Annotated in this window: 13 protein-coding genes; 11 read left to right on the forward strand and 2 right to left on the reverse strand. The window is 67.6% G+C overall.

The window, feature by feature from the left end; genetic code table 11:
* Positions 1–16: 16 nt before the first annotated feature.
* On the forward strand, positions 17–214 hold the full coding sequence (locus HH308_RS12085) for an antitoxin Phd (protein ID WP_170194465.1): 198 nt from the start codon (positions 17–19) through the stop codon (positions 212–214).
* The gene (locus HH308_RS12090; protein ID WP_170194466.1) at positions 211–591 is read left to right on the forward strand and encodes a type II toxin-antitoxin system death-on-curing family toxin; all 381 of its coding nucleotides are present in this window, start codon (positions 211–213) and stop codon (positions 589–591) included. Before HH308_RS12085 ends, HH308_RS12090 begins: the two co-directional genes overlap by 4 nt.
* Before the next feature lie 668 nt (positions 592–1,259).
* On the opposite strand, the gene HH308_RS12095 is transcribed toward HH308_RS12090, so the two are convergent.
* Both HH308_RS12095 and HH308_RS12100 read right to left on the reverse strand, forming a co-directional pair.
* Complete coding sequence (locus HH308_RS12095; RefSeq protein WP_170194467.1) at positions 1,260–2,234, reverse strand: class I SAM-dependent methyltransferase; 975 nt, start codon at positions 2,232–2,234, stop codon at positions 1,260–1,262.
* A 36-nt stretch (positions 2,235–2,270) separates the two neighbouring features.
* Positions 2,271–3,059 (reverse strand): enoyl-CoA hydratase/isomerase family protein, encoded by a 789-nt coding sequence (locus HH308_RS12100; RefSeq protein ID WP_170194468.1) that lies wholly within the window; start codon positions 3,057–3,059, stop codon positions 2,271–2,273.
* A gap of 59 nt (positions 3,060–3,118) precedes the next feature.
* Here HH308_RS12100 and HH308_RS12105 point away from each other — a divergent pair, with 59 nt between their 5' ends.
* From HH308_RS12105 to ligD, 9 genes are all read left to right on the forward strand, one after another.
* Positions 3,119–4,429: an NAD(P)/FAD-dependent oxidoreductase gene (locus HH308_RS12105; protein WP_170194469.1), complete on the forward strand. Its 1,311-nt coding sequence runs from the start codon at positions 3,119–3,121 to the stop codon at positions 4,427–4,429.
* Positions 4,426–5,172, forward strand: coding sequence for a DUF1365 domain-containing protein (locus HH308_RS12110; protein ID WP_170194470.1), 747 nt, complete (start codon positions 4,426–4,428; stop codon positions 5,170–5,172). Before HH308_RS12105 ends, HH308_RS12110 begins: the two co-directional genes overlap by 4 nt.
* Positions 5,169–6,431 (forward strand): class I SAM-dependent methyltransferase, encoded by a 1,263-nt coding sequence (locus HH308_RS12115; protein ID WP_170194471.1) that lies wholly within the window; start codon positions 5,169–5,171, stop codon positions 6,429–6,431. The genes HH308_RS12110 and HH308_RS12115 overlap by 4 nt, the downstream gene beginning before the upstream one ends.
* Before the next feature lie 11 nt (positions 6,432–6,442).
* Positions 6,443–7,777, forward strand: a complete 1,335-nt coding sequence (locus tag HH308_RS12120; RefSeq protein WP_312870556.1) for a class I SAM-dependent methyltransferase — start codon at positions 6,443–6,445, stop codon at positions 7,775–7,777.
* Positions 7,770–8,555, forward strand: a complete 786-nt coding sequence (locus HH308_RS12125) for a DUF1295 domain-containing protein (RefSeq protein WP_170194472.1) — start codon at positions 7,770–7,772, stop codon at positions 8,553–8,555. Before HH308_RS12120 ends, HH308_RS12125 begins: the two co-directional genes overlap by 8 nt.
* Positions 8,556–8,601: 46 nt before the next feature.
* Positions 8,602–9,180: an ECF RNA polymerase sigma factor SigK gene (sigK, locus tag HH308_RS12130; RefSeq protein ID WP_246284563.1), complete on the forward strand. Its 579-nt coding sequence runs from the start codon at positions 8,602–8,604 to the stop codon at positions 9,178–9,180.
* Entirely contained in the window at positions 9,173–9,901 is a 729-nt protein-coding gene (locus tag HH308_RS12135; RefSeq protein WP_170194474.1) for an anti-sigma factor, read from the forward strand. The genes sigK and HH308_RS12135 overlap by 8 nt, the downstream gene beginning before the upstream one ends.
* 4 nt (positions 9,902–9,905) lie before the next feature.
* Positions 9,906–11,285, forward strand: a complete 1,380-nt coding sequence (locus tag HH308_RS12140; RefSeq protein WP_170194475.1) for a cryptochrome/photolyase family protein — start codon at positions 9,906–9,908, stop codon at positions 11,283–11,285.
* A 622-nt stretch (positions 11,286–11,907) separates the two neighbouring features.
* Positions 11,908–12,861 (forward strand): non-homologous end-joining DNA ligase, encoded by a 954-nt coding sequence (ligD, locus tag HH308_RS12145; protein WP_170194476.1) that lies wholly within the window; start codon positions 11,908–11,910, stop codon positions 12,859–12,861.
* Positions 12,862–12,925: the final 64 nt, after the last annotated feature.

A 12,925-nucleotide genomic window follows, 5' to 3' on the forward strand; every position in this document is an offset into this window, starting at 1 on the left:
CTGAACGGGAAACGCCATGCCCTCACTCAACATCACCTTCACCGACGAGGAGCACGCTCAACTGCAGGAGGCGGCAAAGCGCGCCGGCAAGGCGCTCAAGCCGTTCGCTCACGACGTCGTGGTGGACGCCACGAGCGATTACCGGCGAGCGGTGTTGGAGGCCGCGCACCGGGCGGCTGTCTGGTCAGCGGAGCTCAACCAGAGACTCAAATGACGGTCTTTCTGGATCGCGACGCTGTTGTCACCTCGGGTTCGATCGCTACTGAACGACAGCTGACCGTTCGCGACGAAGGACTGCTTCAGTCAGCGGTCGCTCGCCCGCGTTCGAGCGCATTCGGGCTCGATGCGTATCCCTCCGTGTGGGACAAGGCTGCGGCTCTGATGCATTCCCTCGCGACAAATCGTCCGTTCGTTGACGGCAACAAGCGCACGGCGTGGGCGTCGGCCGTTGTCTTTCTCGACCTGAACGGATTCCGCCCCGGCGGACCCATGGACGTCGACTGGGCCGAGAAGTTCGTTCTCGACGTCGCCGAGGGACGCCTGTCCGACTGGGAGACCATCGCGTCGGGGATCAAAGATATCTACGGCTAGGCCCGGCTAGGCCTACGTGCCCACGCGGAGCAAGAACCGCGACGACCTGCTCGCCCCTGTTGCCGACCGCGGATCAACCCGCAAGACCGCAAAGGTCATGGTGAGTGAATCCGGTGGTATGTCGCGTCTAATGGTATTGATATCTTACGCGCACCCTGCTTCGCCGCATCCTGCTGGTTAAGCCTAGTTTCACCGGTCGGGGCACTACATCTGCTGGTTGAGCCGCGAGGAGCGCTAGCGACGAGCGTGTCGAAACCCCTGTACCACAATGCATTTGATGGTAGCGCGCTTGTCGAACTGTGATGGTATCGAATATCGAGGCGTGTGCACCCGTACGGGTGCACACGCGTCACTTACCGGGTGTCATCGCCGGAATTGGCGCGGACCGTCGAAAGTCGTTGTGGCTGAGAGGTTTCGACACGGACTCGGCTAGCGCCTCGCCCGGCTCAACCAGCAGAGGGGCGCTTCGGCCGGTGAATCCAGGTTAAGCGAGGCGAAGCCGAGTCGAAACCACCGTGACGCTGCCGGTTTCATCATTGCCCGGCCGGTGGGGTTTCGACTCGCTCCGCTCGCTCAACCGACAGAGGAACGCGACGTCATACAACTCTTTAAGTGCGACACCCTGCTAGTGCGGACCGCGGCAGCCGGCCAACAGGGATGACCTGCCGTTAGACCGGCTTGGTGCCGGTCACCATGACGTTGTAGAAGTACTTCGGCGGGACGATCTTGCGCAGCACGTTCTCGTCGAGCCAGCTGAGTTTCTTCCAGCCGCCGAAGGCGAACCGTCCCCAGCCCCAGCCGAGCTTCTCCGGGGGAACCGCGGCCTCGAAGGTGCGGACCGGCCAGCCGAGGAACGCCGCGGCGAGCTCTTCGGTGGCGGTGTTCACGTCGGCGGCACCGGCCGAGCGGGCGATGCCGGCGAGCTCGTCGGGGTCGAAGGTGTGGATATCGACGACGGCCTCCAGTGCGGCCGCGCGCGACGACTCGTCGAGCTCGGCCTGCGGGCGGCGCCAGCTCTGCAGCGGACCCAGCTTGGTGATGTTGGTGGTCGCGTACCACGTGGCGCGCGAGATCCAGCGTGCGTAGAAGTCACCGATCGTCGACGGCTCACCGGCGAAGACGAAACGTCCGCCGGGCTTGAGGACGCGCAGCACCTCACGCAGTGACTGCTCGACGTCGGGGATGTGGTGCAGCACGGCATGCCCGACGACGAGGTCGAAGGTGTTGTCGTCGTAGGGAATCTTCTCGGCGTCGGCGACGCGGCCGTCGACGTCGAGTCCGAGGCCCTCGGCATTGCGCAGCGCCACCTTGACCATGCCCGGGGAGAGGTCGGTGACCGACCCTTTCTCCGCGATGCCCGACTGCATCAGGTTGAGCAAGAAGAATCCGGTGCCGCAGCCCAACTCCATCGCCCGCCCGTAGGGCAGCGTGGCATCGGGCACGACGGCGTCGAAGCGGCCGCGCGCGTAGTCGATGCAGCGCTCGTCGTAGGAGATCGACCACTTCTCGTCGTAGGTCTCGGCCTCCCAGTCGTGGTAGAGGACCTGGGCGAGTTTGGTGTCCTTGAGCGCCGCGGCCACCTCTTCCTCGGTGGCATGCGGGTTCGGCTTGGGGTCGGACTCGGGCGTGAGATTTGCAGTCATCGATTTCGCTTCCGGTTGGTAGAACTCGTGGCAATCTTACTTGCCGGTAAATCGCGCCTTGCCCGGGCCGTTCGCGATGAACGAGTCCATGCCGATCTTGCGGTCGTCGGTGGCGAACAGACCTGCGAAGACGCTCGCCTCGATGGCCAAACCGGTCGCGAGGTCCACCTCGCCGCCCTGGTCGATCGCCGCCTTCGCGGCGCGCAACGCCACCGAAGCTCCGTTGGCGAACTGCGCGGCCCACCGCACCGCGGCGTCGTAGACGTCGTCGGGTGCGACGACCTCGTCCACCAGCCCGATCGCCAACGCTTCCTCGGCTCCGACGAAACGTCCGGTGAAGACCAGGTCCTTGGCCTTGGCCGGTCCGATCAGTCGGGCGAGACGCTGCGTGCCGCCGCCGCCGGGGATCACGCCGAGCAGTACCTCGGGCACGCCGAGCTTGGCGTTGTCGCCCGCGATCCGGCGATCAGCGCCCAGTGCAACCTCCAGCCCGCCGCCGAGTGCGAACCCGGTGATCGCGGCGACCGTCGGCTTGGGGATCTCGGCGATCGAGCCGAGCGCGCGCTGCAGGCGCCCGGCGACCTTGGCCATGTCGGCGTAGGACATGTCGGTCATCTCTTTGATGTCGGCGCCCGCGGCGAGGACCTTCGGCCCGCCGTAGACGACGACGGCCTTGATGTCGTCACGCACCGACGCCTCTTCCGCGGCGGCCTGCAGCTCGGTCTGCACCTGCCGGTTCAGCGCGTTCATCGGCGGCCGGTCGAGCCGGATGGTTCCGACGCCGGGGTGCTCATCATGGGTTTCGAGGGTCACGAACTCAGGCATGCCCACAACCCTAACGGGGCCCGGCCTATCCGGACGCGGCACGGCTCCGAATACCCGGCATGACTGAACCAACCGGGGTCCGCCGGCGCGTCGCGGTCATCGGGTCGGGAATCTCCGGACTGATGGCCGCCCACGTGCTCGCGCGTTCCCATCAGGTGACCCTGTATGAAGCGGACGGCCGCCTCGGCGGCCATGCACACACCCACGACGTGACACTGCCGTCGGGCTCGACGATGGCGGTCGACACCGGATTCATCGTGCACAACCGCCGCACCTACCCCACTCTCATCCGACTCTTCGACGAGCTCGGTGTGGCCACGCGCGAGTCGGACATGTCGATGTCGATCAGCGCTGCGGCGGCCGGACTCGAATACGCGGGCGGCAAGGGCATTCGCGGTCTGCTCCCGTCGTCGCGCGCTCTACGCAACACCCGATATCTCCGACTCATCGCGCAGGTGCCGCGGTTTCACCGCGGCGCCCGCCGACTGCTCGCCGAAACGTCGGACACCACAACGACATTGGGTGATTTCCTCGACGCCGAGCGGTTCAGCGCCGACTTCTGTGACTACTTCCTCACCCCGCTGGTGTCGGCCGTGTGGTCCTGCGATCCGCACGACGCCCTGGACTATCCGGCGCGTTACCTGTTCACCTTCCTCGACCACCACGGAATGCTGTCGGTCTCCGGCTCGCCGACCTGGCGCACCGTCGAAGGCGGCTCACGTCGATATGTCGAAGCCGTCGCCGCTCGTCTGACCGACGTCCGGCTCCACACCCCGGTCACCTCGGTGCTCCGCCGCCCCGACGGGGTGACCGTAGCGTCGACGACGGGGCCGGCCGAGGAGTTCGACGCCGCCGTCATCGCCACCCACCCGCACCAGGCGCTGCGAATGCTCGCCGACCCGAGCGCGCGGGAACGGCAACTCCTCTCGGCGATCACCTACTCCCCCAACCGCGCACTCTTGCACACCGACGAGTCGGTGCTGCCGCGGACACCGAATGCCCGCGCGTCGTGGAATTACCTTGTGCCCCAACCGGATCGGCAGTCCTCCGGCGTCGTCGTGACCTACGACGTCACGCGTCTGATGCGGTTGCCGCAGACGCCCCGCATGCTGGTCACCCTCAATGGCGAGGGTCTCGTCGACCCCTCGAGAATCGTCGACGAGATGGAGTACGAGCACCCGCTGTATACCGCGGCCGGCGTCCGCGCGGCGGCCGACCTCGACGAAATCGACTCCGACACAGTCGTTTTCGCCGGAGCGTATCGAGGTTGGGGGTTTCACGAGGACGGTGCCCTTTCCGGCGTGCGCGCGGCGCGGCGCCTGGGCGTGGCGTGGATACCGACACCGCAACCGGCGGGGGTGCACCCATGAGCCGCGCCCCCGCGATGTATCGCACCGAGATCACCCATCAGCGCCGGTCGCCGGTCACCTACCGGTTCGAGCATCGGAGCCTGTCTTGGTTCATCGACGCCGACGACCTCGCGCCGGTGTCGAAGTGGCTGCGCCCGCTGGTCAGCTTCCGCGCGGAAGACCATCTGTTCCGCCCCGACGTCGGGCCGGACACGCTGCGCGGCCGGGTGAATGCCGAACTCGCTCGGCACGCCATCGCGCCACAACCCGGCCGAGTGACCGTGCTGCTCAACGCGCGCTCGCTGGGCTATGTGTTCGACCCGCTCACGCTGTACTGGTGCCACCGCCGCGACGGAACCGTCTACGCGGTGCTCGCCGAGGTGCACAACACCTACGGCGGGCGACATTGCTATGCGGTGGTACCCGACGACGCCGGGCGTGCCCAGGTGCCGAAGGGCTTCTACGTCTCGCCGTTCAACACCGTCGACGGCCGCTACTCGATGCGGGTCAGCGAACCCGACGACGCCCTACACATAGACATCACCTGGCATCCCGAAGACGACCTGCCATTCCACGCCCGCATGCGCGGGACACGTGTCGAAGTCAGCACCCGCGCCGTCCTAGCCGCACAACTTCAGACGCCGCTGGCCCCGCTCGTCGTGTCCGCACGCATCCGCAGACACGGAATCGCCCTGTGGCGCAAGGGCCTTGCCATCGTTCCCCGACCCGCCCGAGATCCGCACTCAGTAAGGAGAAGCCGATGACCCTGGAACTGCACCTGCGACGGCCCGTCGTGGACGACCACGTCTGGCCGGACATCGCGACCGTTCCCCGGAGCCTGCGTGCCCGCGCCGCCGCACCCCTCACCATGGCACTGCTGCGCCGGGCCGCGGAACGCGCACACGTCCGAGTCGAGATCGCCACCGATGTCGCCGGTCAGATCGACGGTCCCGTCATGTTGATCGCCGACCCCGAAGCCTTCGCGCGGCGGGTGGGCAGCTGCGGCCTCATCGGTCTCGGCGAGTCGTACATGGCCGGCGAATGGGATTCGCCCGACCTCGTCGGTGTCTTGACCCGCCTGGCCGGGGTGATCTCCACCGCTGTTCCGGCACCGCTGCAGCGACTTCGGTCGATCCACCTCCCACCCGTGCCCGACGTCGACGACCCGCGGACCTCGCACGCCGCGCGCAGCAACATCGCACGCCACTACGACTTGTCGAACGAGTTCTTCGCGGGCTTCCTCGATGACACGATGACGTATTCGGCGGCATTGTTCGACGATCCCGACACCGCCGGCTGGAACGATCTCGCGTCCGCGCAAGCCGCCAAGATCGATCGGCTGCTCGACCGAGCGGGCGTCGGGCACGGCACCCGCCTGCTGGAAATCGGCACGGGCTGGGGCGAACTCGCGATACGCGCGGCAGCGCGCGGGGCGCGGGTCCACTCGGTGACGCTGTCTGGCGAACAACTGCATGCCGCCCGCGCCCGCGTCGCCGCCGCCGGACTCACCGACAGCGTCGACATCACGCTGACCGACTATCGCGACATCACCGGTCGCTACGACGCCGCGGTGTCGGTGGAGATGATCGAAGCTGTCGGGTACGCACACTGGCCGACGTACTTCGGCAGGCTCGCCGAGTTGGTGCGGCCGGGCGGACAGATCGCCCTGCAGGCGATCACCATGCCGCACGATCGGATGCTGGCGAGCCGGAACACGTATACGTGGATCCAGAAATACATCTTTCCCGGCGGCCTCCTGCCGTCGACCGAGGCAGTTCTGGCGCATGCATGGGTAGCTGGCCTGCACGTCACCGACCGGATGAGCCTGGCACCGCATTACGCTGCGACCCTGCGCCTGTGGCGACGCCGTTTCGGAACCGTCGGAGCGGCTGCGCTGCCGCCGGGCGCCGACGACGTGTTCATCCGGATGTGGAATTTCTACCTCGCCTACTCCGAGGCGGGTTTCCGGTCGGCGTACCTCGACGTCGAACAGTTCGCGTTCCGTGTCGGGGGCCCGCAGTGAGCCCGTCGCCCGTGGCCGCGCAGCTTGCACGCGTGTTGCGACCGGTCGCCGGCGAAGAGCTGCCCATCGGGCTGCACGCGTGGGACGGTTCGAGTACCGGACCGGCCGATGTGCCCGCGATTCGGTTGAACACCGCGCGGGTGCTGGCCCGGCAGTTGTGGGCACCGGGCGAACTCGGTGCCGCGCAATCCTTCGTCGCAGGCGAACTCGACGTCGACGGAGACCTGTCGGAGGCACTGGCTCGGGTGTGGGCCGCCGCCCGGGAACGTCGTCTTCAGCCGGGGCGAGCGGCGCAGACCGCCCTCGCATCGCTCGCAGCCGTGCGCGTCGGGTCCCGCTGGGGCAGCCTGCGACGTCCGCCGATACCGGACAGCCAGATCCGCGTCGGCGGGCGACTGCACAGCAGGCGACGCGACCGCGACGTCGTCGCCTCGCATTACGACCTGTCCAACGAGTTCTATTCGTTGGTCCTCGACGATCAGATGGCGTACTCGTGCGCATACTTCACCGGGAATGTGCCCGGCGCGCCGAGCCGGCCCGGATACGGGCTCGCCGACGCGCAGCGCGACAAGTTCGACCTGGTTTGCACGAAACTGGGGTTGGCGCCGGGGATGACTCTGCTCGACGTCGGGTGCGGCTGGGGCGCCCTTGCCGCTCACGCCGCCGAGCACTACGGGTGCCGGGTCGTCGGGATCACGTTGTCGGTGCAGCAGAAGGCCTACGCGGATGAGATGCTCCGACGTCGGGGCCTGGCCGACGTCGTGGAGATCAGGTTGTGCGACTACCGCGAACTCAAGACGAGCGGCGCCGGGAGCGCAGCGAGCGGGCCGAATACTACCGGCGGATTCGACGCGGTGGTGTCACTGGAGATGGGTGAGCACGTCGGGCAGCGAAACTACCGGATCTACGCGCGTGTACTGCACGATCAGGTTCGTCCGGGCGGGCGCGTCCTGATTCAGCAGATGTCCCGTTCGGGACGCCATCAGGGTGGCGGGCCGTTCATCGAGTCGTTCATCGCACCGGACATGACGATGCGACCGGTCGGGCAGACCATCGACTTGCTCGCCGGCTCCGGGCTGGAGATTCGCGACGTCCAGGCGATGCGCGAACACTACGTGTGGACCGTCGACGCATGGATCCAGCGGTTCCAGCGGAATCGCTCACACGTGGTGGACCTGGTCGGCGAGGAGGTCGCCCGGGTTTGGGAGCTGTACCTGGCCGGTGGGCGCCTGAGCTTCGCCGAGGGACGGATGGGCGTCGATCAGATCCTCGCGGTGCGGCCGGTGCTCGGCGACCTGTCGTCGATGCCGCGCCGCGCCGTCGACGAGGAGGCCGTCAATGGGTGATTTCGCGGTGGTCGCGATCGCGTCCGCGCTGGTCCTGACGGTCGTGCAGGCGGTGACCTTCGGGATCGGACGTCGTATCGGCCGGTACAACGTAGTCGACGTCGCATGGGGCGTGGGGTTGGCGGCCGTCGCGGTTGTGGCGCCTGTCGTCGGCGGCGGTGATCCGGCGCGCTCGACCGCGCTGGCGCTCATCGTCGTGGTCTGGGGACTGCGGTTGTCCTGGCACATGTGGCGCAAGAGCGCAGGCGCGGGCGAGGATCCCCGATACGTCGAGATGTTGGAGCGGCGGGGCGGGAATCGGGTGGTGACTGTGATCACCCGGATCTTTCTCACGCAGGCGATCGCACAGTGGGTCATCTCGTTGCCGGTTCAGGTATCCGCGGTCGGCGGGCCGGTGCGCGGCGCGGGGTGGTGGCTGATCGTCGTGGGAGTGGTGCTGGCAGTCGTCGGAGTGGTCTTCGAGGCCGTCGGCGACGCACAGTTGCGCAGGTTCAAAGCCGATGCGGCCAACCGCGGCAAGATCATGGATCGAGGTCTGTGGTCGTGGACACGCCACCCGAATTACTTCGGCGACGCGTGCGTATGGTGGGGTGTCTATGTCGTGGCCGCAGCGCAGTGGCCGGGCGTACTCACCATTGTGTCTCCGGTGGCGATGACGTATTTCCTCGTCTATGCCACCGGCGCCCGGCTTCTCGAACGGCACATGGCGCGGCGTCCCGGTTACGCCGACTATCGGCGACGCACCAGCTTCTTCGTGCCCTGGCCGCCGAAGGTCTGACATGATTGCCACCAGCGGCGCCCCGAGAACCCCGGAGAGGACAGGCATGGATGAGCCGGCCCCGGCCGATACGCCGACGCTGGCACGGTTGCTCGTCCGGGTCGGCAATGGTGACGCCGACGCGTTCAGCGAGTTCTACCGTCACACCTCGGCGCGGACCTACGGTCTGATTCTGCGCGTGCTGCGCGACGGTGGGTACAGCGAAGAGGTCCTGCAGGAGGTCTACCTCGACGTATGGCGTTCGGCGCGCTCATACGACTCGTCAACCGGATCGGCGATCGCCTGGCTGCTCACCATCGCGCACCGGCGGTCGGTCGACCGGGTGCGCAGCGAACAGTCGGCGAGCACCCGTGACGCCAAGTATTCGGTGTCCACGTATGTGCCGCCGCGCGACGACGTCGCCGATTCGGTGGTGCGGCGCTCCGAGTCCGCCGGGGTCGTCGACTGCCTGGACACTCTGACGTCGGCGCAACGGGTGGCGGTCGAGTCGGCCTACTACGGCGGGCGGACCTATCGCGAAGTCGCCGACGATCTCGGCCTGAGTCTGCCGTCGGTCAAGGCACGCATCCGCGACGGCCTGCGACGGCTGCGCGACTGTGTAACGGAGGTGAACGACGATGTCTGAGTTGACCTCCGAACAGCTCCTCGACCTCGCCGAGGTGTTCGCGCTCGACGCGCTCGACGACGACGAGCGACGAGACGTGGTGGCTGCACTGGCGTCGGCGCCGCCCGCGGTGCGTCGCCGATTCGAGTCGGTCGTCGCCGAGGTGCGTCAGACGCTCGCCGAGCACTCGACCGTCGACGCTGTCGAGCCACCCGCACACGTACACGACGCGCTGATGGACCAGGTCTCACCGTCTGACGGCACCGACGAGGTGCGTTCGATCGCGACGCGGCGCAGGCGCCTGTGGCTGGCCGTCGCCGCCGCTGCCGCTGCGGTGATCGTCGCGGTCGTCGGTGTCGGCGTCGCGACCCAGTTCCGTCAGCCACCGGCACCGTCGGCCGCCGATCAACTGCTCACCGCCGCCGACCTTCAGTCGTCGTCGGCGGCGGTGCCCGGCGGCGGCAGCATGACCGTGCTGTACTCACGCAAGGTCGACGCCGGAGTCGTGATCCTCAACGGCGTCGCCGCACCCGCCAGCGCCACCGCCTATCAGATGTGGCAGGTCCCCGACGCCGGGCGGCCGAGGTCCCTTGGCGTGATGGGTGCCGCGGACATCGGGCCGTCGACGCGGGTGCCGCTGCAGCACGTCGACGGCACGTCGTCGATCGCGGTCAGCGTCGAACCGCCCGGCGGGTCGTCCGCCCCGACCCGCATCGTCGTGTCGGTGCCGCTGCGAGGGTGAGCTGATGAGTCGGCCGGCCATCGTGTGGTTCCGCCGAGACCTACGACTCACCGACCTGCCGACGTTGCTGGCGGCAGCCGACTGCGCCGACGACGCGATCGCCGTCTTCGTGCTCGACGACGCGTTGCTGCGCCCCTCGGGAAACCCCCGGCTGGCGTTCCTGGCCGGATGTCTGCGCGCGCTGAACGACGACTTGTCGGGGCGGCTGCTGGTGCTACGCGGTGCACCCGAATCGGTGTTGCCCGCACTTGTGCGCGACGTCGGGGCACAGTCGGTGCACGTCAGCGCGGATTTCGGCCCGTACGGAACGCGACGCGACGACGCCGTTCGGGCGGCCCTGCAGGCGGACTCGGTGCCGCTGATCGCGACGGGTTCTCCGTACGCGGTGTCTCCCGGCCGGATTCTCAACAAGGCCGGCGAGCCGTATCGGGTGTTCACCGCCTATCGTCGCTCCTGGCTCGATCACGGTTGGCATACTCCCGCGCAGACCAGTGCGCGCACGCTCACCTGGCTGGATGCCGACACGTCGGCACGTCGGGTCGACCTCGATACCGCCTTCGACCTGCCCGCTCTCGGTCCACGACTACCCGACGCAGGCGAGGCCGCAGCACTTCGACGCTGGCGCGAGTACCGCGACGACGACCTCGACAGCTACGACAGCCTGCGCGACCGCCCGGACGCGGACGCGACGACCCGCTTGTCCCCCTATCTCAAGTTCGGCTGCATCCACCCGCGAACGATGCTGCACGACATGCGCTCGCGCACCGACGTCGACGCGCGGACTCTGCGCAGTGAACTCGCGTGGCGGGACTTCTACGCCGACGTCCTGCATCATCGCCCGGAGACCGCCCGCCGCAATTACAACCCCAAGTTCGACGCACTGGTGCACGACAGCGGCCCCGGCGCACGAGCGGCGTTCGAGGCGTGGCAGACCGGCCGGACCGGCTACCCCATCGTCGACGCCGGGATGCGTCAGCTGCTGGCCGAGGCCTGGATGCACAACCGGGTACGGATGATCGTCGCGTCGTTTCTCACCAAGGACCTGCACCTGCCCTGGTGGTGGGGCGCACGACATTTCATGACGCATCTCGTCGACGGCGATCTCGCGTCGAATCAGCATGGCTGGCAATGGACTGCGGGCACCGGAACCGACGCCGCGCCCTACTTCCGGATCTTCAACCCGGTCGCCCAGGGCGAGCGATTCGACCCGTCCGGCGACTACGTCCGCAGATGGATACCCGAGTTGCGCCACATCGACGGCAAGGCGGTACACCGTCCGTGGACGCAGGGCGCGCTGTTCGACGAGGCCGCCGGATATCCGCAGCCCATCGTCGACCATGCGACGCAACGTCGTACGGCACTTGAGCGCTACGGCGCGCTGTAGCCTCGCGGGACGACTCTCGCTCGGGCGTCGTGACCGACCCCAACCCGTCGGTTCAGCGAGGCGAAGCCGAGCCCAGGCCGACCGAGCAGTACCCCCGGCCCCCGCCGGTTGAGCGAGGCGAAGCCGAGTCGAAACCACTGTGACACTACGGATTTCAGCGTGACCACGACGACCGTGGCATACGGTACCAGCCGAAGGATCACCAAGGTTTCGACTCGCTGCGCTCGCTCAACCAGCGAAGGGGATCGACAGACGAAGCAACCCCCGCCGGTCGAGCGAGACGAAGCCGAGCTCGGCCTGGGATTTGCACCGCGCATCCTGGCTTCTCACTGCGGTGGTTCCTTCGCGCAGCGTTCGTCGAACACTTACGGCGGTAATCCGCAAACACGGCGGTAGCTACCTGCCGCGGGAGGAGATTGCTGCCGTGGGCGCCGGCGACCTGCTCGTCTGCGCCTTTCGGAACTCGGAACCACCCTCGCGCGACACGCCCGAATCGACACCATCCACTGACGAAATCGATTGTGCTGCAGCAGTTTCGACGCGCTACGCTCACTCAACCGGCGACAGGGCCCGGACCCGGAATCATCGGTGTATCCGGGTCTGGGCGGCTAAGCTCGACGTCGTGGCCAACAACGGCGAGGCAGTCGACATCGAGGTGGCCGGTCGGACGATACGCGTTTCCAGCCCCGACCGGATCTACTTTCCCGAGCGCGGCGAGACCAAACTCGACCTGGTGAACTACTACCTGTCGGTCGGCGACGGGATCGTGCGGGCCCTGCGGGACCGGCCGTGCATGCTGCACCGATTCCCGAAAGGTGTCGCCGAGAAGAAGGTACATCAGAAGCGCGTGCCATCCGGTGCCCCCGACTGGCTGGAGACAGTCGAGATCTACTTCCCACGCTACGGTCGCACCGCCGACGAGCTCTGCGTCACCGAGCTGGGCAGCGTCATCTGGGCGGTACAGATGTCGACGGTCGAGTTCCATCCGTGGAATTCGCGACGATTCGACCCCGAAGTTCCCGACGAGTGGCGCATCGACCTCGACCCGATGCCCGACTGCCCGTTCAGCCGCATTCAGCGGGTGGCGCATGTGGTGCACGAAATCCTCGATGAACTCGGGATGGAGGGCTTCCCGAAGACGTCGGGCGGCCGCGGTCTGCACATCTACGTGCGGATCGCGCCCGAGTGGGGATTTCCGCAGGTCCGACGCGCGGCCCTCGCGTTCGCACGCGAGGTGGAGCGGCGGGCGCCGTCGGAGGTCACCACCACGTGGTGGCGCAAGGATCGCGATCCCGCCGCGGTATTCGTCGACTTCAATCAGAACACCCGCGATCACACGATGGCGTCGGCGTACTCCGTGCGTGGCAACCCGCGGGCCACGGTGTCGGCGCCGGTCGCCTGGACCGAGATCGACGACGTCGCGCCCGACGACTTCACCATCGCCACCATGCCCGCCCGCTACGCCGAGCTCGGGGATCTGCACGCAACCATCGACGACGTCGCCTACCGTCTCGACACACTGCTGGAGTGGGCCGACCGTGACGACCTGCCAGAGGACGGCGAGGACGGCGATTAGGGTGCGTCTCGCCGGTGGGCGGGCGCTGGGGAATCGTTGTCCGGTGGTCGAACGTGGCGCCGGC

The sequence above is a fragment of the Gordonia asplenii genome, assembly GCF_012933505.1.
Lineage (GTDB): Bacteria > Actinomycetota > Actinomycetes > Mycobacteriales > Mycobacteriaceae > Gordonia > Gordonia asplenii.

What these genes read in the sequence shown, in the direction of transcription:
- HH308_RS12085 (WP_170194465.1), top strand. Translation starts at nt 17, where the DNA reads ATGCCCTCACTCAACATCACCTTCACCGACGAGGAGCACGCTCAACTG.
- HH308_RS12090 (WP_170194466.1), top strand. Translation starts at nt 211, where the DNA reads ATGACGGTCTTTCTGGATCGCGACGCTGTTGTCACCTCGGGTTCGATC.
- HH308_RS12095 (WP_170194467.1), bottom strand. Translation starts at nt 2,234, where the DNA reads ATGACTGCAAATCTCACGCCCGAGTCCGACCCCAAGCCGAACCCGCAT.
- HH308_RS12100 (WP_170194468.1), bottom strand. Translation starts at nt 3,059, where the DNA reads ATGCCTGAGTTCGTGACCCTCGAAACCCATGATGAGCACCCCGGCGTC.
- HH308_RS12105 (WP_170194469.1), top strand. Translation starts at nt 3,119, where the DNA reads ATGACTGAACCAACCGGGGTCCGCCGGCGCGTCGCGGTCATCGGGTCG.
- HH308_RS12110 (WP_170194470.1), top strand. Translation starts at nt 4,426, where the DNA reads ATGAGCCGCGCCCCCGCGATGTATCGCACCGAGATCACCCATCAGCGC.
- HH308_RS12115 (WP_170194471.1), top strand. Translation starts at nt 5,169, where the DNA reads ATGACCCTGGAACTGCACCTGCGACGGCCCGTCGTGGACGACCACGTC.
- HH308_RS12125 (WP_170194472.1), top strand. Translation starts at nt 7,770, where the DNA reads ATGGGTGATTTCGCGGTGGTCGCGATCGCGTCCGCGCTGGTCCTGACG.
- sigK (WP_246284563.1), top strand. Translation starts at nt 8,602, where the DNA reads ATGGATGAGCCGGCCCCGGCCGATACGCCGACGCTGGCACGGTTGCTC.
- HH308_RS12135 (WP_170194474.1), top strand. Translation starts at nt 9,173, where the DNA reads ATGTCTGAGTTGACCTCCGAACAGCTCCTCGACCTCGCCGAGGTGTTC.
- HH308_RS12140 (WP_170194475.1), top strand. Translation starts at nt 9,906, where the DNA reads ATGAGTCGGCCGGCCATCGTGTGGTTCCGCCGAGACCTACGACTCACC.